Annotated in this window: 12 protein-coding genes and 1 tRNA gene; 4 read left to right on the top strand and 9 right to left on the bottom strand. The window is 54.6% G+C overall.

All coding sequences use genetic code 11. The features are described 5' to 3' along the window. Positions 1-340: 340 nt before the first annotated feature. From AC5S16_RS20930 to AC5S16_RS20915, 4 genes are read right to left on the bottom strand one after another with little or no spacing between them, the layout of a single operon-like run. Entirely contained in the window at positions 341-2737 is a 2397-nt protein-coding gene (locus AC5S16_RS20930; protein WP_493932062.1) for a TonB-dependent siderophore receptor, read from the bottom strand. Beyond that, a complete protein-coding gene (locus AC5S16_RS20925) occupies positions 2734-2949 on the bottom strand; it encodes a hypothetical protein (RefSeq protein ID WP_493932061.1) in 216 nt (71 codons plus the stop codon). The genes AC5S16_RS20930 and AC5S16_RS20925 overlap by 4 nt, the downstream gene beginning before the upstream one ends. After that, positions 2946-4121, bottom strand: a complete 1176-nt coding sequence (locus AC5S16_RS20920; protein ID WP_493932060.1) for a PepSY-associated TM helix domain-containing protein — start codon at positions 4119-4121, stop codon at positions 2946-2948. Before AC5S16_RS20920 ends, AC5S16_RS20925 begins: the two co-directional genes overlap by 4 nt. Before the next feature lie 24 nt (positions 4122-4145). Continuing rightward, positions 4146-6425: a TonB-dependent siderophore receptor gene (locus AC5S16_RS20915; RefSeq protein ID WP_493932059.1), complete on the bottom strand. Its 2280-nt coding sequence runs from the start codon at positions 6423-6425 to the stop codon at positions 4146-4148. 434 nt (positions 6426-6859) lie between these two features. Here AC5S16_RS20915 and AC5S16_RS20910 point away from each other — a divergent pair, with 434 nt between their 5' ends. Beyond that, a complete protein-coding gene (locus tag AC5S16_RS20910; RefSeq protein WP_493932058.1) occupies positions 6860-7648 on the top strand; it encodes an AraC family transcriptional regulator in 789 nt (262 codons plus the stop codon). A 156-nt stretch (positions 7649-7804) separates the two neighbouring features. Here the strand turns inward: AC5S16_RS20910 and AC5S16_RS20905 are convergent, their stop codons facing one another. Both AC5S16_RS20905 and AC5S16_RS20900 read right to left on the bottom strand, forming a co-directional pair. After that, on the bottom strand, positions 7805-10903 hold the full coding sequence (locus AC5S16_RS20905; protein ID WP_493932057.1) for a glycosyl hydrolase: 3099 nt from the start codon (positions 10901-10903) through the stop codon (positions 7805-7807). Positions 10904-11095: 192 nt separating this feature from the next. Continuing rightward, positions 11096-14662, bottom strand: a complete 3567-nt coding sequence (locus AC5S16_RS20900) for a carboxypeptidase-like regulatory domain-containing protein (RefSeq protein ID WP_493932056.1) — start codon at positions 14660-14662, stop codon at positions 11096-11098. A 341-nt stretch (positions 14663-15003) separates the two neighbouring features. Between AC5S16_RS20900 and AC5S16_RS20895 the strand changes: the two genes are divergently transcribed. The 3 genes from AC5S16_RS20895 to AC5S16_RS20885 all read left to right on the top strand — a co-directional run bounded on the left by AC5S16_RS20895 (position 15004) and on the right by AC5S16_RS20885 (position 18364). Beyond that, complete coding sequence (locus tag AC5S16_RS20895) at positions 15004-16353, top strand: hypothetical protein (RefSeq protein ID WP_493932055.1); 1350 nt, start codon at positions 15004-15006, stop codon at positions 16351-16353. A 606-nt stretch (positions 16354-16959) separates the two neighbouring features. Then, positions 16960-17508 carry a carboxymuconolactone decarboxylase family protein gene (locus AC5S16_RS20890; RefSeq protein ID WP_493932054.1) on the top strand — a complete coding sequence of 183 codons (549 nt, stop codon included), beginning with the start codon at positions 16960-16962 and terminating at the stop codon, positions 17506-17508. 76 nt (positions 17509-17584) lie between these two features. Further along, positions 17585-18364: a helix-turn-helix domain-containing protein gene (locus AC5S16_RS20885; protein WP_493932053.1), complete on the top strand. Its 780-nt coding sequence runs from the start codon at positions 17585-17587 to the stop codon at positions 18362-18364. Positions 18365-18398: 34 nt separating this feature from the next. On the opposite strand, the gene AC5S16_RS20880 is transcribed toward AC5S16_RS20885, so the two are convergent. The 3 genes from AC5S16_RS20880 to purM form a co-directional block, all read right to left on the bottom strand. Then, positions 18399-18475, bottom strand: a tRNA-Pro gene (locus AC5S16_RS20880). 99 nt (positions 18476-18574) lie between these two features. Beyond that, entirely contained in the window at positions 18575-19195 is a 621-nt protein-coding gene (gene purN / locus AC5S16_RS20875; protein ID WP_493932052.1) for a phosphoribosylglycinamide formyltransferase, read from the bottom strand. Then, the gene (gene purM, locus AC5S16_RS20870) at positions 19192-20250 is read right to left on the bottom strand and encodes a phosphoribosylformylglycinamidine cyclo-ligase (protein WP_493932051.1); all 1059 of its coding nucleotides are present in this window, start codon (positions 20248-20250) and stop codon (positions 19192-19194) included. Before purM ends, purN begins: the two co-directional genes overlap by 4 nt. Positions 20251-20699 lie beyond the last annotated feature (449 nt).

The raw sequence follows: 20699 nt of genomic DNA, 5'->3' as shown, positions 1-20699 counted from the left end.
GAACCCCGGAAATGAAAATTATCCTGGCATGTACCAGGAACAAGGGCCGTCAAAAGCGACGGGCCAAATTCTTTTGCAGAATTCGTTTTAGCACCTGAATCTTATTCGTCAAGAAAAAGGAATGTGAATTTCCAGCAGATCATTCCCGATAGGTCCTACCGGTATATGAAGTTGGCATACGAACTACCAACTGGTAGAGCCCAGGAATTCAAGCTCCGCAGACCCAATCGGCATGAGGAGTAAAAAGCAGGCCGTAACAAGCAGCCGATGTGGTCATCCGCATTCCTGATTCTCGAATTGGGCTTGTGATCGGATTCGTAGTCAGGGTCTTGATGAGGATCTAGAAAGTAAAACTTACTGTACCTATGAGGGTTCGTGGAGGTCCATAGGCGCAGAAGAACTGATTTGAGCAGCCGTTCACGTAGCGGCGGTCACCAATATTTCGCGTGTTCACCGCAAACCTCCATCGCTCTCGCGTGTAATCCAGGGCGGCGTCGAACAATGTAAATCCAGAAACCCGCAGATCGTTTGCTACAGTTCCCCAGGAAGGTCCTGCATAACGTGTTCCAGCGCCGAGGCCAAGACCAGCGGGTAGCCCATGGTGCACAGTGTAATGAAGCCAGAGCGAGGCTGTGTCGTTCGATACCAGAGTCGGCTGCTTATCCTGGTAATAGGTGCTGATTGTGTTTACCGGTTTAATGTGCGTATAGGCGACTGCATAATCGAGACTGTGCAGCGCCGTGCCATTCGCCTGCAGTTCGAAGCCCGGCGTATGAACTTCGCCGGTTTGAATGGATGTAGTAGGCGCAACCGGATTGGGCTGAAGTACATTGTGCTGGCGAAGGCTGAAGCCTGCAGCACGAATCATCAATGGCACACGCGTGAATTGATATTTGACGCCGCCTTCTATATTGCTGCCCGTCGTCGGCACGTACGGCTTTCCGTTTACATCAGAACCAAGCGTGGGAAGGAAGGATGTCGAATAGCTGAAATATGGTGCGAGTCCATCCAGATGATAAGAGATTCCTGCGTGGCCGGAAAAAGCATGCGGGGTTTGCGAAGCAACAGATTGATGCTTCAGATTGTCGAAGGTATCCTGATCCGTAAAATCCACCCGTCCACCGGCAATGATGGTGAAATGGAAGACATCCATTTGTTCCTGGCCATAGAGCCCTCCCTGAAACTGCGTTTGCTTTTGATTCGTGCTGACGGGAGGGAGCGTGTCTCCCTGCCCATAAACAGGATGAGTCACATCAACGGTCGCCCCCACTGCAAAACCCTGAAGGGAATCAAGCCGCTGCCACTGGAAATCTAGACCGCCCATCAGGGTGTGTTTCATCGGCCCAGTCCGTAGAGAAGTTTGAGCATGCGTATCGGATTGAATCCCCTGCAAAGTCGGCTCGTAATTATAGTTTGTGCGGGTTCCTGTAACGCCGTTAGAGTTCAGGCCGGTGAGATAGAGAAAGTGCATGCCTGCGCCTGTATGCACATAGCGCAATTGATGCCGAACCTGCCATTTTCCTGCGCTTCTGTGATCGATACTGTAGCCAGTAAAGAACTGGTTTTTGTGATAGTGATCATAGGTTGGATCGCTGAGGTTGACGCTTACTGGAAGATAGCCATAGGGAGCAAGTATCACCGTACCTAGAGCAGGCACATAGGCTGTGACAGAATCGCTGGTATTGCGCAGGTATTTGCCATAGAAATGGAGAGTTGTATTGATGGATGGGCTCCATTCGATGGATGGGTTGAACGTGATCCGATTGTCCTGCATGCCATAGACAAAAGTATCGGCACGGCGGATCATCCCATCCACGCGATACGACAGAGCGCCGGACTGATTCAATGGCCCGGAGAAATCGCCTGCGCCCTGATACCGGTCATAGTTGCCAATCTGCAGTTGCAGCGACCGATATGAAGCAACGGCAGGCTGTTTGCTGATCGCGTCTACAATGCCGCCGAGGTTGCTCTGACCATACAGAGTAGAACTTGGCCCAAGCAAAACATCAAGGCGCTCCAGATCATTCGGATCAAGTTGAAGACTGGCGGGTCCGGATTGCACAGCATTGGAGCTCTGAGGAATGCGCATGCCGTCAAGATATTCATCGGCAGCGCCCCCACGCAGACTGAAGGTATCGACGGCCATCACTGCAGGGCCATTCACCGAAAGACTTTGCGCGCCCGCGGTATAGGCTAATGCCTCCACAACTGACTGAGGATTCTGCTGAATCAGTTGATCGTGTGTAACAGTTGTAATGGAGAAAGGCTGTTCAAGAACAGGCGTGTCAGTCTTTGTAGATGTTGCAGCAAAAGACGCTGTCATGCCACTGTCTGCAGTTACGGTGACAGAGCTGCTTGTTGCCGCAATGGAGAGAGCAATCGGCTGCACTTCCTGCTGTGGCGTGCCGGAGACTTTGAGGACATCCGTCTTGGGAGCATAGCCTTCTGCGTGAACTTCCAGAGAAAAAGAACCTGAGGGCAAAGAGAGCCGGTATAAGCCTTTTTCATCTGTTTTTGTTTCCTGCACCAACGTTCCGCAACTTGCGCGAACTGTCGCAAATGGAATGAGTGCACCTGTACTGTCAGTAACTGTTCCAGAAATAGAGCTTCTTGGGCCGCTGCAGGTTGCTGCTGGTGCTATGCCTGTGTGCTGTTGCGCCAGCACAGTTGTGAATGTGCCTGACCATATAAATAATGCCGCAAAATATTTTATTTTCCAGTGATTGTTCTTGCTCATAACTTTCCGAGGCGCAGTGATGCTGCGCGTGAGTGGCGGTCCTTGCGGGCGATTTTCCAGACGAGAACAGCAAGCGGAACTGCAAGAGCGCACCATGAGACTTCATCCCAGATGCCATCTCCAAACAAGGCAAAGAGCAGCCCACCAAGTGTGATCGCTGCAATAACAGCTGCCGCACCGTAGATCTTCCGAAACGAATAGGAGCGGCTCATTGAATGGCTGCTCCTGCGTGAAGAGTTGTTGCCGTTTCAAGTTTCGCAAGCCGGTCGAGTTCCTCTTCAACCGGAGTCCTGCGGCGGGAGAGCCACAGATATAGGCCACTGACCAGCACGGCGATCAGTGCCACATCAAAGAGCGCCCAGATGATTTTGAGCGGCATACCGCCGTAATCGCCAAAGTGAAAAGGGCGTGATACTTCAATCGTCCGCAGATACCAGGGCAACGGCCGGATCGCGCTGACAGCCCCGGTTTCCGCATCGATCAGGATCGGGGTGAAGAGCCGCGAAGTTACGGGCGAGTTTCCCTTCGTCCAGACGATGTAATGCATGGGGCTGGTGAGCACTGGATTAGGAAAGACAATTGAGCTAAGGGTCACTCCCGGTAGCGCCTTCGTTGCGGATGCTTTCACCGATTCAATGGAGCTTAAGGATTGCGGTGCGGGCTTGCCGTGGTATGGAGCCAGCAACTGTGGCATGATCTGCGCCCGCCACAAACCAAAAAGCGGTGTCGAAAGCGCATTAAGGAATCCCGTTGCGCCGACAACCAATGCCCATAGCAACGTAACGATGCCGATCAGGTTATGCAGGTCAAACCACTTTACACGCGTGGATTGATTCTTCCGTACTGTGCCGAAGTTCAGCCTTCGCATGAAAGGGCCGTAGACAACAGCACCTGAGATGAGGGCGATGACAAACAACAAAGCCATGACTCCCATCAGCAACTCTCCAGAAACTCCGGCAAAAATCTCGCGATGGAGTTGAAGCATGATAGAAGTGAAAGTACCGCCAGGTTTGATCGAGTCGAGTTGCTTTCCCGTATGACGATCAAAGACTAAAGCGCGGGTTTCGGAAGGCTTCGGATTCAGAGAGGGAGCCATGGTTACGAAGACGCGCGGCGAGTCATCGTCGAATCCAACAAACAACGGCCGCATCTTCGGAAAGCGAGCTTGCGCTGCCTTTACCATCGCATCGAGGTTCGCATCAGGTGCACCTGCCGGAACCTCGGCAGGCACCGCATGGCGATTCAGGAACTCATCGAGCTCGTCGTGAAACACCAGCGGTAACCCTGTGAGACACGCCATGAGAAGAAATGCAGTGCAGATAAGACTGGTCCATTTGTGAACCCGATACCACGTTCTAACTGTTCTTGCACTGAGGTGAGTCATTAGGAATTCTCCGGTCAACGTTCTTTACCAGCGGTAGCGCAGAGTGCCATAAACAGTTCGCGCAAGGCCGTAATAGCACTCTTGCGTGCTCTGACAGGAAGCAACATAAGTGCGATTGCCGAGATTATTGGCGTTCAGCTGCAGGCGAGTCCCACGCAGCACAGGCAGGTCGCTATTGAAGTCGTAATGGAATGCTCCATCGAAGACCGTTGCACCAGCCGCTTTGAAAGAATTCACATTGTCGCCCCAGCTTGAGCCGATGAACCGGCTGCCTGCACTGATTCCGAGGCCCCGAACCAGAATCCAGGGAAGGTTGTAATCCAGCCATAACGAAGCTGTATTCCGCGGTACTGCGTACTGATACTTACCCTGCGTAGGCAAGGTCTTGCCATCGATACCGACACCGTCTGTATTCGATTTGCTGTATTTCGAATCGGTATAGGAGTAAGAGGAAACGACACTCAGGCGGCGGCCAAGACTTGAGCGGCCCTGCAATTCGAATCCTCGTGAGTGGATCTCGCCAACGGGAATTGTGAAATTGGGATTGTTCGGATCAGTCGTAGCGACATTCTGCTCTGTCAGGTCGTACACAGCCGCCGTCACCAGAAGATTTATATGCTCCGGCTGATATTTGATTCCGCCTTCATACTGTTTTCCTGTCGTCGGAGGCAGTGCAGACCCGTCTGCTGCTAACCCAAGGTCTGGCTGAAACGAAGTCGCATAGCTGAAGTAAGGCGCAATGCCATGACCAAGCAGATACACTGCTCCCGTCCTCAGAGTGAATCTGCCGTCATCTTTATGAAGAGAGCCACCTGTCTCGTTAATGTCGTTTGTGAACCAGTCCTGGCGGCCACCAAACGAGAGACGCAGGTTTCCGGCTGAAGCCTGGTCCTGAAAGTAGACACCCGTCTGATCTGTTGTCGAAAGCTCGATACCCGTAAGCTTGGGTACAGCAATCTGCTGGTGGTAGACGGGATGAAACATATTGATCGAGGGAACAGCGGCGTTGCCCCAATTCCAATGCTCCCGGTAGTGCGTATAGTTCACGCCGGCGAGAAGCGTCTGCCGGATCTTGCCCAGGTCGAGGACTTTCGCAATCCGGTTGTCGGAGAGGATGGAGTTGTAGCTGACATGACGTATGAAGGAATAACGGTCAAGCGTTGCCTCATCGGCTTCCACTCCATTCGGCCAGATCATCTCGGCAAGGTCCCGGTTGCCAGTGAACCGGAAGTTCTGTTCGACTCGCCAGTCGTGAACGAAAGTTCGCGTGAAAACATCGCCTAATTGCAGAAACGATTGTTTGGTCTGATTAAAATTCGGATCACCAGAAAAAAATCCGACAGCGATTTTTCCATTCGGGTTGGGAACTGCCGTACCACTGGCCGGCAGATAAGCATAGGCTCCCACTTCAGGGTTGAACGTGTAATTGGTCAGCAGCGTGAGGCTCGTCCTGGCATCCGGTATCCAGGTAACCGCCGACCCGATGGCAAGACGTTTCGCGTCAACGTACCAGGTCTGAGTACCCTCGGTGAACCCGACACCGGTCAACCGGTATAGGAAATGTGGAGACAGGAGCGGCCCACTGAAATCGAAGTTTCCCTGATATCGGCCAAAAGTTCCGAAACCCAGCTGAACCTCGCGGAAAGACGAGGCCAGAGGACGCTTACTTTCTACATTGACCAGTCCTGCAGGATTGCCCTGCCCATACAGTACGGAGGAGGGTCCTTCCAGTACCTCGATGCGCTGGTAGAAGTATGAATCCAGCAGAGTATTACCATAAGAATCATCCGTGAGCCCATCCTGATAAATATTCGGGGTGAAGCCTCTTAACTGCAGGCTGCTCGCGCTCCAGAATGACGAGGCTGTACCTAGAGATTCCGCGATTATGCCGGGGGCGTAGCGAAGGGCTTCATGCAGGTCCTGTGGCGCCTGCGCGTCTATCTGATCGCGTGTGATCACCGAGATGGACTGCGGCGTTTCAAGCAGCGGTGTATCCATCTTCGTCGCCGACGTGCTGTCGATTGCGACGTATCCCGCTTCAGCCCGCACAGTCACACTGGTCGAGGCATCCTGCACCGAGAGAGTAGCTTCGACATTTTGCTCGTGGTTGTCTACAGACAGCGATTTCGTGAAAAGCGCGAAGCCTGCCGCGTCGACTCGAAGACGATATGTTCCTTGCGGAATGTTTAGCGCAAAGCGGCCAGAAGCATCTGTCCTGCTCTCGAAGGTTCGCTCCCCACACTCAAGCCGAACAGTGGCGGAGGTGATCTTCGCTCCGCTCACATCCGAGACTGTCCCGCTCACAGTCTGTTGAGAACTTCCGAAAGTGCATGCCGGCGGTCCAGCCTGGTTCTGGCAAAAAAGTGGGATTGCAGATAGGAGGAAAATGAAGCTGGCTCCGGTGAGCCGCAAGTGACGAGAATCCACTGCCATGCACCTTTCTTTTTTCCGAAGGTGCGTGACTGATCTAGAGTAGAAACAGTCGTCAGCCTTCGGGTTGTCGATCTCCGGCCTCCACGGTGCTTCGCCAAAAGACTGCCGCGGAGGCCTTTCTCTTTATTCCCAAGACGCTTCTTGATCCGAAGCAAATGCAACAGGGTTATATCTGAAACTCAAAGTTCAACATTTTGATTTCATTGGTCTTGAATTAAGACTGAAAAGGTCGTATTTAGATTAATATAAGACCACGCAGACGGCTACGCGAATTCAGCCAATTATTGCGCCGAATCAGACAGCTTATGGAAAGAAGTACGGATCACGAGTTCTATCAACAGGTCGCGAGACCGATCGGTGCGATGGCCAAATCTTACCCCGGCGGTTATACCGGATATCTTCATCAGCATTCACGCGCGCAGTTCCTTTATGCCGAATCCGGAACGATGAAAGTCACCACGGATGAAGGCACCTGGATCGTTCCTCCTCTTCGTGCTGTCTGGTTTCCGCCAAGCTACCCACATCAGACGGGCGCCATTACTGCTTTGGAAATGCGGACACTCTATATCTGTTCAGACTCCTGCCCAAATTCTGCTCCGAAGGAACCTCGAGTCCTGTATGTTTCTCCACTTTTGAAAGAGCTGGTGCGGCGCGCCGTGACAATGCCGGTGGAATATGACGAACAAGGACATGATGGAAGAATCATTGCGTTATTGTTGGAGGAGATTGACTGGTCACCGGCTCATACGAAGTTCATACCTGTCTTGCATGACCCGCGTCTCCAGGCGATTGAACAAGACATGGCATCGGATCCAGGGAATACTCGAACGCTGGAGGAATGGGCAAAGCTGGTGGGAGCCTCCCCCCGCACTCTGGCTCGCCTTTTCCAGAGGGAAACCGGAATGTCATTCCGGTGTTGGCGCGATCAGTTTCGTGCCATGACTGCAACTGCATGGCTGATTGAGGGGATATCAATAACAACTCTGGCGGCAGAATTCGGCTATGAAGCACCCGGAGCTTTCACCGCAATGTTCAAGCGGGTTATGGGTATGACCCCTACTCAATTTATTGAGGATCAGGACTTGCGCAGTTGAATTGATTCAACCTTAGTGATGCGATTTTTCAACTAATACATACACAGGCCCCGAGATGGTACAGGGGAAGGACCAGACCGGCTTGTATTCGTCGTCGGGTTGCTGCTGGGGCAGACCTCCGAAACAAAATGTGGAATATGCAGCAAACATCGCGCGCTACCGGAGCCGTTGTTCGCTGGTCACCTGGATGATGACGGGATCGAGCAACCCCGAAGGAAGAAGTGGAGAATCTTTAGAGTAGGCACGAACATTGGTTTGAGTGTAACGAGCCCTGGCCGAGGGCTGCAGATCTCCGATGATCCGGTTTGGCCATAGATTGGTCACTTGAATCTCCACGGTATTATCACCTGCGTGCAGTTGGCGATCGATACGCGCCACGAAAGGTGCTCTCCATAACGTCTGCACCGAGGTGCCGTTCACCGCAACCGAGGCGATTTCGTGTGCCCGGCCCAGATTCAGCCATATCTGGCGACGGGCCGAGAGATGCGCAGCGGACAGATGCAGCGTTGCTCGATAGGTCGCTGTTCCGGAGAAATAGCGCACACCTGGATTTGTTGATTCCGTCCAGGATTCGAAGTGCTGAACAGGGATAGAAGATGGCGCTCCCCATCCATCTGGAAAAGATAACGTCCACGCACCAAATGTTGCTGCTCTGTTGTCGTCGTTCTGAACGACAAAACTTGTGCTGTGACCATTGGAATCCGTTGCGGCATACGTTCCTGGCTCGAACGCGGCGAACGTGGTGGAATCACTCGCAAAGACCCCGACGCCCTGGCGAATCGAAGGATAAATCTCTTCTCCGCCCCGATTGATACCGGTGAAATGCAGAGCTGGTGGCCGCCTGAAGATCAGAAAAACCGACCCTGTGGCAGGAAACGTAAGCGGGATCTCCGTGTGGCCGTCTTTTGTTTCATGATAGACGAGTGCCGTGGTTGTCGACCCGTCATCGGGCATCCACAGCTCCGGTGCGCGGCCGCGCACCCTGAATGACAACGTTGCCTGCAGGGGTTTGTCGAGCGTGTTGCGGACGAAGTAGATGTCCGCATCGGCCGTCTGGCGATGAACGTAGTCGAAAGACTGGGCGGCTTCGGCAGTTGCAGGATCGCCGTGCAGTTTGTAATTGAAATCGGGAGCAACGCCCATCGCGGTCAATGCGGCTCTTGCGTCAGCCGTGCATTCAGCACGTCCATGACCGTAGTGGGACTCGGGTGCTCCCCTATCGCAGCCTTCCCACACAGCGTCGGCAATGCGCGTGTATTCCGCCTGTTCCTGTGGAGGAATCAGTCCGAGGGGACCGAGCGGCTTCAGCCCAATGACTACGCCACCCTGCTGCACGAACCGGCCGATCCATTGCAGGGCAGGATATGACAGGCTGCGAGAATCGGGAAGCGCCAGAGCCCGATAATGCACCCCTTCGGGTGTGTGCAGGTCCGCAGCGGAGAACTGCATGCGGCTGAGGAGCGCATCTTCACTGGTGACGTCGTAGTCGTAACCAGGAAGGACATGTGCAGGATCGTCATTTTTAACGCGGACCATTCCGGGGACCTGTTCGCCGTAGAAGTACAACAGGTCAGAGACAGAGTGGCCCTGCTGGAGGAGAAACTGTGCGCGATTGAAGGCCAGCAGCAGTGGGCCAGCTTGATTCCACCAGGTCACATTTGGATTGAGGTGTGTGCCGGCAAAGTACTCCTGACCGGGCTTGCCATACTCGGCGGGTGATGAGGTGAACTCATGCCAGAAAAGCCGATTGAGGCCCTCGGTGAGCGCGCGATCGAAGGTGGGTTGCAGGTTGCGGCCCGGAGACTCCGACCATGCGGCCAGGGCCATGCTGGTGAGCCCTTCAGCAGCGACAAATTGCTTGCCATAGATGTGTGCTGCGCTCGACGCTTCTTTCACAAAGAAGCGTTCCTGATCTGTGATGCGATGCGTGCCGGAGACGGCCCAAAACTCGGCCTGCGGAAACGAGACGCTGCGGAAGTTTTCCAGTGCGTCGATGGGTGCGCCATGCGGGCCGCCGGCCTCGGGATGGTTACCCAGGCCATTTTTGCGCGCGTATTCGGCAAAACGGTCGTAATAGTTTTCGGCGATCAGATCGGCGACGGTACGCCGCAAGTCAAAGAGAAACCGGTTGCTGATCTCGCGGTTCTCCAGAATGCGTCCGGCAATGATGGGCAGGTAAGGAACCGGATCGTAGCCGCGACGGCGCTTGAATTCTTCCCTGAATCCGTCGGTCCAGTTTGTGCCTCCAGCCTCCCAGCTATCCGTCACCAGATAACGCAGGCTCGTGCCGATGTAGGGCCTCGCCGCATCGAGCAGGGGCATCACGGCCTGATTCCAGTAATCGTCAAAGGCGTGGGTGCTCATTACGTCGAGCGGCAAACCGAGCGGAGTTCCCGCAGAGTCGATCAGGCGTTTGCTTGTGTCGGTATAGCCGATCCTCAACACCTCCCATGTGCCGGATGGGAATGACCAGTGCAGGACGCCATCGGCGTTCACATGAGAGCTGATATCGATCACCTGACTCACGCTGGCATCCTGCTCGTCAGCAACTGATGGCGCATTGCGCAGCACCCGATTCGATGCGGGCATGGAAAACCCTGTTTCGGTGGATGCTGTTTTGGCACGCAGGTCAAGGATGGCGCTGCGACCGCTTCCTTCGGCGCCAGCAAGCGGCGCGCCATGATGCAGAGGATAGGCAAGGGTCGCAATGGGACGATAGAAACCGTTTTCGATCGCTGGTGGAGGCAGTTTGAGCGTCTTCTCTCCCGCACCATCCACGACCGCTCGCGAGTATGTGAGAAGCTTTATGGCGTCAGCGGGAGTTACGGTCGGACCACCGATGATGCCCACATCCCAGCGACTGGTGACGTTGAGACTGATCTCGAGACCAAGGCTTTGCGCGACCTTCAGAGTATGGACAAAGAGCGCCATCCACGCAGGACTTCCAATTGCCGGGCCTGTGCGCACTTCTTCGTTGCCCTGCTGCCCAGAACCGTCCGCGTCCACCAGAATTGCCCCGGCATATCCGTGGGACTTCATCCCCTCGAGGTCGTGGGTGATGGTTTCCGCGGTGGTGTTGCCGTTGAGCCACCACCAGTAACAGCGCACTTTGGCGTCCGTGGGCGGAGAAGCAAAGCCCTCGCGCAGGACGTCTGTCGCTACGTCGGGGCGGGACTGCGACGGGGGTGGTGAGGCAAAAAGCAGAGAGGCGACCGAGAAGACTAAAACAGAGGCAAAAAGAGTATATGGTTTCATGCGCGCATTAGGAATTACTGCGGTTCCACAAGGGCTGTATCCCGAGGGTCCCTGGTTGTATGGCTCTTTCCTGGAGAGCCTGCCGGCAGAATACCGGACTGGTTACGTGCTTTGTGGAACCGTTGTAATAAGAAAGCAGGAATGAGGCAGCGCCCGCAGCGTTGCAGGCACTGCCCAGGTTTTTAGCGCAGATCAGAAGTTAATACGCGCAGTCAGTTGCCCGATGCGAGGATCGTTCGCCTGCGTCAGCGTCACTACACCGAAACTCGAGCTGCCGAGGTTGGTGCCAGGACCGCCGAAGTTCACAGTGTTGAGAAGATTGAAGAACTCACCGCGAATCTCGAAGCTGGCGCCTTCGCGAATCGGGAACTGCTTAAAGAGCGATGCATCAGCCAGCGGATGGATCCTCTCCCGTACGCCGATGACCGTGCTGTTGTTTTGTGACGTGTACGCAAGCCGCTGCTGGTATGCCGGGTTCGGGGAAAGCGCATCGCAGGCAGGCGCCGAGGGTGTAGAGGCCACAAGCTGACCACTGGCGTCCTCGTAGCAGGTATTGAAATATCGTCCATAGGTGGGGTGAGACTGTCGAACAGAACCGATGATGTTTACATTATTCGGCGCCGAAATCAGGCCGCCATTCACTGCGCGGAACACAGCGTTAAACTGCCACCCGCCGATCGTCTCACGCATCCACCATGGTTTCGCTGCAAACTTGGGCAATTCCACGGTGCCAAAGATGTTCGCCAGCAGCGTGGAGTTCGCATCCTGCACCGATTCCAGCTTGGTATCGAACGGGTTCAGGTACGCGTTATGCAGCATTACCTTGTCCCACGTGAAGTTGCCCTGCAATGAGAAGTGATTCTTCATCGGGCGGCTCACCTGGACCTGCAGCGAGTTATACGGCGCGGTTCCAATCGACGAGTAATTCGCCGTCACAGTCCCAAATTCCGGGTACGGCAGCAGCAGCAGATACCGCTGGATGGTCGCGCCATTCAGCGCGGCATTGCTTGGAATCTGGCCGGCCATGGGGTTGGGCACAGTCGCGTTCAAATAGCTGACCTCGGCGCTGCCCTGGTTGTAATACTGCGCAGGCAGGAAGTTAATGTTATGGGTCACCTCCAGCCTTGTGGGCCGCGCGCCTACATAGGAAACCTGCAGCGCGATATTACCGGGAAACTGCTGCTGAACGTTCAGGGTGTAGTCGGCTGTCCTGGGCTGCACGTGATTTTGATCGTTGAAATTGATGTTCTGTCCAAGAGCAGTCGCCAGGCCCAACGAGCTTCCCGTCGGCAGCGTCACACCTGTCGGGAACGGGTTCGTCATTGTATTGATGGGAGCTCCGTTCACTGCGGCGTTGGGCGCATATGTGTAGCTGGTTGCCTGGCTGAAGCCTGAGGAGAATGGCGTCTCCAGCGTATTAAAGTACATGATGCCAAATCCTGCGCGGAAAACCGTGGTTGGGGTCGCAGCGTAAGCTGCACCCAGACGCGGCTGCCAGTTGTGCAAGGCGCGTGGATACGGAAAGCGATTGTCGGAGTCTACATATTGGAGTCCGCCCTTCAATGCCAGGCCCGGTACCGACGCCTGCAATGGATTCGTGCAGGTTGTGCAAAAGCCGGAAACCAGGCGGTTGTAGCGCTCCGTGAAGGGCGACTCGTAATCCCAGCGCACGCCGAGGTTGAGTGTGAGCTTGTCGTTCACGCGCCAATCGTCCTGTACAAACGGCGCCGAGTAAAGCTGCTGCAGGGCGTAGGCGATGTTGATACTGTAGTTGGCCGTAGTGAAATAGCCGAGCAGCATATCGGCCATGGGATCGCCCGAATTTGGATCCGAGCCTACAACCGCATCCACATTATGCTGTGTGAAACTGCGGTCGAAGACAAATCCTGCGCCGGATTGGGCGTTGATGCCAAAGCCGCTCTGTGGATTCTGCACGTTGTAGCGGCTCAGATTCCCTTCCCAGCCGAAGCGGACGGAATGCCGCCCCCACACTTTAGTCAGAATCTCTTCCAGCGAAGCTACTGTGTCTTCGCTGACCTGTCCGCCCGCACCCGGAGCCAGGCCGGCGTAGCCGTCGGAGTTCATGTATTCGCCGGGAAACGTGTTATAGGGTAGGCCCGATGTGGTCATACCCAACGAACTGAGATTGAAATTGGAATTGCCGGGATAGATGAGCCCGAAAGGGTGATAAATGAGCCCGAACCGGGAGTCGAGCACCATGGTAGGCGAGAATTGCTGCACATCGTCCACGCTGCCGCCGCGGTTATTCCTGTAGACGCTGTAGCCGTAACCAGTGCTGCTATTGGTGGGACCAATGCCTTTGGGAAAACCCTGCAACGGGTAGCTCTGCGTGAGTCCGGAGCGGAAGCCGATCACGTTGATCTTGTTTTTATCCCCGAATGCATGATCGAAGCGGGCAATAAACGAAGGATAGGTGCTCGGATACGAGGTCTGGGTTGAGATGTAGTTGACCGGGCTTACCGCCGTCGCGCCGGTCACGTTAGGGCCGGGGAGGTAGGTCGCAAATGCCGCGCCGGTGGCGTTCATTGCAGAAGCAATGTTGTTGTACGCATAGTACTGGGTGCGATTGCCGCTGGCGTCGACCGGAGAATTGGGAGCATAAAGCTGAACGCCGGAGGTGCACAGCCCGCTGGAGTTGAACACGGAGCAGAGGCCGGAGAAGTCGCCGCTGAGCTCGGCCGGAGTGGGTACGCGTGAGTTGTAGTTGACGGCCGTGTGCGTGGCGTAGCGCTCAAATGAAAACATGAAGAAAGTCTTGTTGCGTCCGTCGTAGAGTTTGGGAATGTAAACCGGGCCGTCGATGACAAGACCCGTCTGGCTCACCTGATTATTGTTGCGCGGTTGTCCGAGGCCGGCCTTTTCATAAGTATTGGCATCCAGGTAGGTGTTCTGGAAAACATAGTAGGCTGCGCCGTGGACATTGTTGTTGCCGGTCCGGACAACCGTGTTGGTTACGGTTCCGTTGCCGTGTCCGATCTGCGCGTCGAACATGCCATTCTCGATCTTCACCTCTTGAACGGCCTCAGGAGAGGGCACGAAGTTCAGGTAGGTGGTTCCCGAAAACCGCTCCGCCGCGTCATTCGGAATGCCGTCCAAAGTCAGCCGGTTGTGACCGCTGTTGCCGTCAGCGATGATCGCCACGGCTGCGCCGCTGTACGGATTGGTGTATTGGCTGGACTTGGCCTGGAAGTAGTTGCCGGTAGTCGGGATCACACCTGCAGCAAGCGTTGCCATCACATATGGGTTCCGCCCTTCGTTGGGCAGGTCGGTCACTTCCTTCGTACTCAGGGTAGTAGCGACAGTCGGCGAGGACGTGTCGATCAGCGAAGTATCCGCCGTCACTTGCACCGTCTCGCTCACGCTCCCCGGTTGCAGGTTCATGTCCATCTGCACCGTCTGACCGGCAGTCAGGACGACGCCGACTTTTGTTTCCTTGCGGAAGCCCGAGGCCACAACGGTGATGCTGTACGTGCCAGGCTGCAGAGCCGGCATCTGGTAGGTTCCGTCAGCGGCGGTGACGACATTCGTGGTAAACCGTGTGGTTGCTTCGATGGCGGTCACGTTGGCGCCGGCTACCTTGGCGCCCGAGGTGTCCGAAATTTGTCCTCCGATAGCGCCCAGGTACCGCTGCGCGGATGCTCCGAGACAAAACGTGCCACAAACGAGAATCAGCAGGAAAATCCTGGCTGCCTGGCGCAGATTCGCCGACAGCAATGCCTGATCTGAAGGTTGCGTCATTACCGTAATCCTCCTAAAGCTCAATCCGTAGAAATCCTGAATTTTGGTTTTGTTCAGTGCTTTGGATTCCTTGGAGAAACAACTTATGAATTGAAATCACAAGTGCGGATTGTTCAAAAGCAGGAGAATAGCTGGCAAGTCAATTTACCGGAAAGACCTTTATTTTTTACCGTTAATTTTACTGCCAGAATACATATAACCATCTTGTAATTAACAACATAGAGATGACACGCTATGGGCCATCCGGAGGCCCTGTTAAGAGCGCTGCAAACCGCCCCAAATGGCATGGTTCGATTGCCTAAAAGCAGCGCGGCCCGTTAGACTTGGAAACGCAGTCAGCTATGGCGTCCATCTCGAATAAGCCAGCTACGAACGTTGCGGAAGAACAACTCGGCATAGAAGAACAATGGGCGCTCATCGAACGGGTAGCCGCCAGCGAGCAATTCAGCCGGTCAGTCCGGCTGCGAGATTTCCTGCTTTACGTCGGGAAACGATCGATCCAGGAAGGCAGCCCGGAGATTCACGAGCAGGAAGTCGGAACCAGGGTGTTTGGCAGGCCTGCTTCCTATGACCGCAGCTCAGACAATATTGTCCGGGTGAATGCTACGGAGTTGAGGAAGCGCATCGACTCCTGGTTTTCAACTTCCGGCGCGCACGAACCCTGGGTTTTCGAGATTCCTCGCGGAAGCTATAAGCCAGTCTTTCATCGCCGGGTGGCCGAACCCATGCAGCTTTTCGCTCCTGCACAGGACGAATTCCGGCTTGGGACTGCGGCGGTTCCCGTCCAGGAGATCACGGTTCCGGGCCGTCGCAACATTTTTGCACAGATTGTATGGCCGGTTGCATGCGTGCTTCTGGCCGTGGCGTGCGGCTGGCTGGGCTGGCAAAATCATGCGATACGAAGGCAAATACGCCCGTGGGAAGATGAGCCGGCGGTGGCTTCGTTCTGGGCGAATTTTCTGCGCTCGCAGCGGGAAACAGACATTGTTCTTCCCGATTCTTCGGTCAGTGTGAGCGAAGAATTCACCGGGCATCCAGTGACACTCAACGAATATCTCGACCGTACATACATCAGCGGAGTTTCCTCCTCCGACATGAGCGCGGATCGCAAGGCGGACCTGGATCGGATCTTTGGCCACAACCTGGTGACTTTCGGTGATCTGCGCGCCGCACAGCAGATTCTTGCGCTCGATCCGCTGTCTTCGTCAATCCAGCTGACCGCGGCTCGCTTCTATTCGGCCGATTCCATCAAACGAGACAATGTGATTCTGATCGGCGGGCGGAAAGCGAACCCCTGGGTATTTCTCTTCGAAAACCAGATGAACTTCGGCCTGGACCAGGACAATCACACACTGACGATGTACGTGGTCAATCACCACCCCCTCGCAGGCGAGCAGGCAATCTACCGGGAAACTTCGGGTCCGCAGGGTTCGATCGGATACAGCGTGATTGCCTACCTTCCCAGCCCGAGCAAAAGCGGTGACGCGGTCATCTTCGCCGGAACAGGTTCGAATGCCACAAACGCAGCGGCTGAGTTTCTCACCTCAGAAGAGCAAATGGAACAGTTTCGCAGAACTCTCCGGGTTAACCGCCTGCCCTACTTCGAGGTGCTTCTGCAAACATCTCAACTGAACGGAATCTCATTTGGCGTGAAAATTGTCGCTTACCGGACTTATCCAGACCTTCATTGATGAATTCAACCAGACTTTAATAGCTTCTCCATAGAGAATGGTCGTGCTGCCGCTAGCCCGCGCTGATAAAGTTCGAATCGAGGACTGGAACCTGCAGCAAGTCTTGCGATTACACGACCCGCCGGTACGCATAGCGAACCGCAACCATTGCGGCAGCCCGGCCCACGGCAGACAATATTCCAGCGCGAACGCCGTCCAGGCGTTCTGCCGTAAAGGCAGACTCCGGTTGTCCTGTTCACTTGTATCCGGAGCTTCAGTAATCGCAAGAATTTTCGAGACATCCGGATCGCTCAACTGATTCGTTGAGCCGAGCGGCGTCTGACCGGTCCACGCACAGCAATGCGCGACCCGAGATGCGCGTGGGCGGTGCCAGCCAGACGCGCGAACGGCCGCTCTCGTTTCTGAAATCACTGTAAACGACTACGATCCCGATATCGAACCCAATGGGGACCATCGCATGCCGGCCTCGACCTGCTAGCTGCCTCCAGCAACCTCGGATCAGCACGTGACGATTACCTACAAGGTAATTGCTGCGCGTGATCATTCATCCGATATTGGGATCAAAGCCGCAGGGTTTACCGCGAGCTACAGACTCAGGAGATCGCAATGCTTACTTTTCCGATTCACACGATTGCCTCAGCACCTGACAATTCGAAGTCAGCGCTCGAACAGCTGCAAGCAGCATTTGGAGTGATACCTAACATCGCCGCCGCTCTTGCATATTCACCAAAACTCATCAACTCGCTAGTTGGCGTATTTCAGCAGGTCCACAGCAGCAGTCTCGATGAGCAGGAGATTCAGATCGTTCTTTTGACGGACGCAGTCGCAAACTCCTGCACGTATGCCGTAGCCTTCCACACCGCACTTGCGCTCCGACAGGGAGTCTCTTCCGAAGAGACCACAGCGATTCGCGAACAACGCGTGCCCACGGACAAGCGATTCGCTGCACTTAATATCCTGGCAAAGACGCTCATTGAGAAACGTGGGCATTTGAGCGAGCAGGAACTCGATTCGTTTGTCAATTCCGGCTTTACACAGGAACAGGTTCTTGAGGTCATCGCCATTGTGGCAGCTTCAACAATCACAAACTACGCTGGTACCATCACGAGTCCGCCGCTTGAAGAGACGTTCCGGCAGTACGCGTGGCGAGCGTAGCCACTAAGAATACAGCCACGTAAAGTCACCGCCCGTACGGCCTGTTCGGTGCTGTATATCACAGGAGGAAAGTGTGATGGGAACACAGTCCAATCCAGCAGTTCTCCAACTCGGCGAACTGCTGCGCTACTGGAGACAGGAACGCGGCAAAAGCCAGCTAGACGTTGCGATGGATACGGGCATTTCGCAACGCCATCTGAGCTTTGTCGAGAGCGGACGAAGTTCTCCCAGCCGGGATTATCTCTCTGTCATCTCCGATGCCTTGAACATTCCCCTGCGCGAACGGGATGCTCTGCTGCTTGCAGCCGGATACGCACCGCAATACAGCGAGGAAAGAGTGGATGCTGAGCAAATGGCGATCGTGATCCAGGCGATCGACCGAATGCTGAAGCAGCATGAGCCTCATCCTGCGCTGGTCCTTGACCGGCATTGGAATGTGATCCGAACCAATGAGGCCGCGCCTCGATTCTTTGGATCTTTCGTCGATCTGGAAAAGAGGCCAAAGCCACGCAATCTCCTCGATCTGATGTTCGATCCAGCGGGAATGCGGCCCTTTGTTGAGGAATGGGAAAAGGTCGCGGCCAGTCTGTTGCAACGGGTTCGACGGGAAGCGGTAGGGCAGGTTCTAGATGCGGAACTCCGAACGCTGTTGAAACGTTTGCAAGAGTATCCAGGAGTTACAGGATTGAAACCATTGCCTGCACCCCACAGTCCAGTCTTGCCGATTGTATTTCGGCGAGGGAGGCAACGGTTCTCATATTTTTCTCTCATCACTACTGTGGGCACTCCTCAATGCATTGCTGCACAGGAATTACGCATCGAGTGCATGTTTCCGACGAACGCGGAGGAGAGGTGAGGCTACCAACTAACTTAAGTGCTTATTTTCAGATTGGTCGGGGAGAGAGGATTTGAACCTCCGACCCCCTGGTCCCGAACCAGGTGCTCTACCAGGCTGAGCCACTCCCCGATATTGGTGGATAGGATTCGCACAAAAGCGCTCCTGGCGGCGCTTTCTTATTGATTGAATCTTTTTCAGTGTACCAGAAGAGCGCTTCACACAGAGTCGTTATATACCGTCGGTAGGGAGATAGCGCCGGCCAATAATTTCATACTTACCGGAGAAAACGCGCTCGATCGCCTCTGCATAAGCGACATGTTCCTGTTCGAGGATCCGGCGAGCGAGCGAGTCTGCATCATCACCGTCAAGCACGGGCACCGTTTTCTGGAGCACGATTACTCCGTGATCCAGCTGCTCGTCGACAAAATGTACTGTACAGCCGGCCACTTTCACTCCATATTCAAGCGCCTGTTGCTGCGCGTCGAGTCCGGGAAAGGCAGGCAGCAGCGACGGATGGATATTCAGAATGCGCTGGGGAAATGCGCGCACAAATTCAGGTGAGAGCAGCCGCATGTATCCGGCGAGACAGACAAGATCGACGTGATGTTCTTTGAGGCAGGCGATGATTTCTGCATCGTGCTCGGTGCGCTTGCGGCCCTTTGCTTCAATCACGCGGGCTATTAATCCGCGCTCACGCGCCCGGTCGATCCCCGGTGCATCAGCTTTATTTGATATCACAACTGCAATCTCAGTGTTCTGTAATCTGCCGGCTGAGATGGCATCAGTAATGGCGATGAAATTTGATCCGCGCCCGGAGAGCAGAACTCCCAGGCGCTTCGCCTGGTTCACTGGTAGATCACCTTGCGGTCGCCTTTGACCGTGCGTCCAATGACATAGAACTTCTCATTTGCGCGCTCCAGCGTTGACTTGACGCGCTTAAATTTTTCCGCCGGAACTACAAGGATGAGGCCGATACCGAGATTAAATGTGCGCAGCATCTCCTCTTGCGGAACGTTGCCCAACTCGCGCAGATGCTCGAAGATTGGCAGAACTGGCCAACTGCCCAGTTCCACAATCGCAGAAATGCTCTTGGGCAGAATGCGCGGAAGATTTTCGGTAATGCCGCCGCCGGTGATGTGTGCCATCCCTGCAACATAATCACTTGCTGTGAGCTTTTTGATTACGTTTAGATAACTGCGATGGGTCTTCATCAGGGCGCTGCCGGCCTTTTCCTTAAGCGCGTTCACGTATTGTTCGGCCTTGTAGCCAGCCACTTCGAAGAAGAGCTTGCGCGCCAGGGAATATCCATTGGTATGAAGACCCGTAGACGGCAAACCAATAAGAACGTCACCAATCTTGACCTTTGCTCCTGTAATAATTCTGTCTTTTTCGACGACACCAACAATAAATCCAGCCAGATCATACTCGCCGTCGGCGTAGAAACCAGGCATTTGCGCGGTTTCTCCTCCGATCAGGGCACAACCGTTGGCGCGGCAGGCGTCGGCAAGTCCGCTGACGATCTTTTCTGTTACGGAGTGGTCAAGACGGCCGGTGGCCAGGTAATCGAGAAAAAACAAAGGAGTTGCGCCTTGCACAGCGATGTCATTGACGCAATGGTTAACTAAGTCGGCGCCGACGGTATGATGAATCCCGAGCTCAAAAGCCACTTTCAGTTTGGTGCCCACGCCATCTGCGCTCGATACCAGGACAGGCTGCTGATACTTTGCCGAGTCCAGCTTGAAAAGGCCGCCGAACCCACCTATCTCACTCAAAACATTACGAGTAAAAGTCTTTTGAGCAAGATATTTAATACGTTGCTTGGCACGATCGCCGCTGGTAATGTCTACTCCGGCGTCGGCGTAGGTAATGCGGGATTGCGTTGTACTGGAATTCTGATCTGGCAATGTCTTATCGCTTCTGAATGAGGCTGGAAACAATAGTTTAGCACCGGAGTTGAGATGGTCTTTTAAGTGGGGATAGACAATGATTCCATATCCTTTCCCGAAGCTGAATCAGTGTTTTGTGACTTTCCTGCTCCAGGACATTCCATTACAAAAATGAAATTTTTTTTCATTTTTTAGTTACAAAACACTTCACTCGTAGGAAAGTTAACGGCTAGGCTTATGCCAGCACACATCTGTGCATGGAGCCTCTTGGTGAAAAACCCTTCTCGTTTCCTCCTCCTCCCTGTTCTTGCGTCTTCTATTGTTGCTAGTTCATTGTTTGCAAAGACTGTCGCAGCTGGTCCTGGCGGCGGTGTCCCTGGCCCGCAGATTGCAGCTGGTCCTGGTGGTGGCGTCCCTGGCCCGCAGATTGCAGCTGGTCCTGGCGGCGGTGTCCCTGGCCCGCAGAT

The sequence above is a fragment of the Acidobacterium sp. FHG110202_01 genome (assembly GCF_059115305.1).
Note: the sequence above shows the minus strand (reverse complement) of the source record. Positions and strands in the feature narration are given on the sequence as shown.

Coding starts and splice junctions, on each gene's coding strand:
- AC5S16_RS20930 (WP_493932062.1), bottom strand. CDS start 2,737: ATGAGCAAGAACAATCACTGGAAAATAAAATATTTTGCGGCATTATTT.
- AC5S16_RS20925 (WP_493932061.1), bottom strand. CDS start 2,949: ATGAGCCGCTCCTATTCGTTTCGGAAGATCTACGGTGCGGCAGCTGTT.
- AC5S16_RS20920 (WP_493932060.1), bottom strand. CDS start 4,121: ATGACTCACCTCAGTGCAAGAACAGTTAGAACGTGGTATCGGGTTCAC.
- AC5S16_RS20910 (WP_493932058.1), top strand. CDS start 6,860: ATGGAAAGAAGTACGGATCACGAGTTCTATCAACAGGTCGCGAGACCG.
- AC5S16_RS20905 (WP_493932057.1), bottom strand. CDS start 10,903: ATGAAACCATATACTCTTTTTGCCTCTGTTTTAGTCTTCTCGGTCGCC.
- AC5S16_RS20900 (WP_493932056.1), bottom strand. CDS start 14,662: ATGACGCAACCTTCAGATCAGGCATTGCTGTCGGCGAATCTGCGCCAG.
- AC5S16_RS20895 (WP_493932055.1), top strand. CDS start 15,004: ATGGCGTCCATCTCGAATAAGCCAGCTACGAACGTTGCGGAAGAACAA.
- AC5S16_RS20890 (WP_493932054.1), top strand. CDS start 16,960: ATGCTTACTTTTCCGATTCACACGATTGCCTCAGCACCTGACAATTCG.
- AC5S16_RS20885 (WP_493932053.1), top strand. CDS start 17,585: ATGGGAACACAGTCCAATCCAGCAGTTCTCCAACTCGGCGAACTGCTG.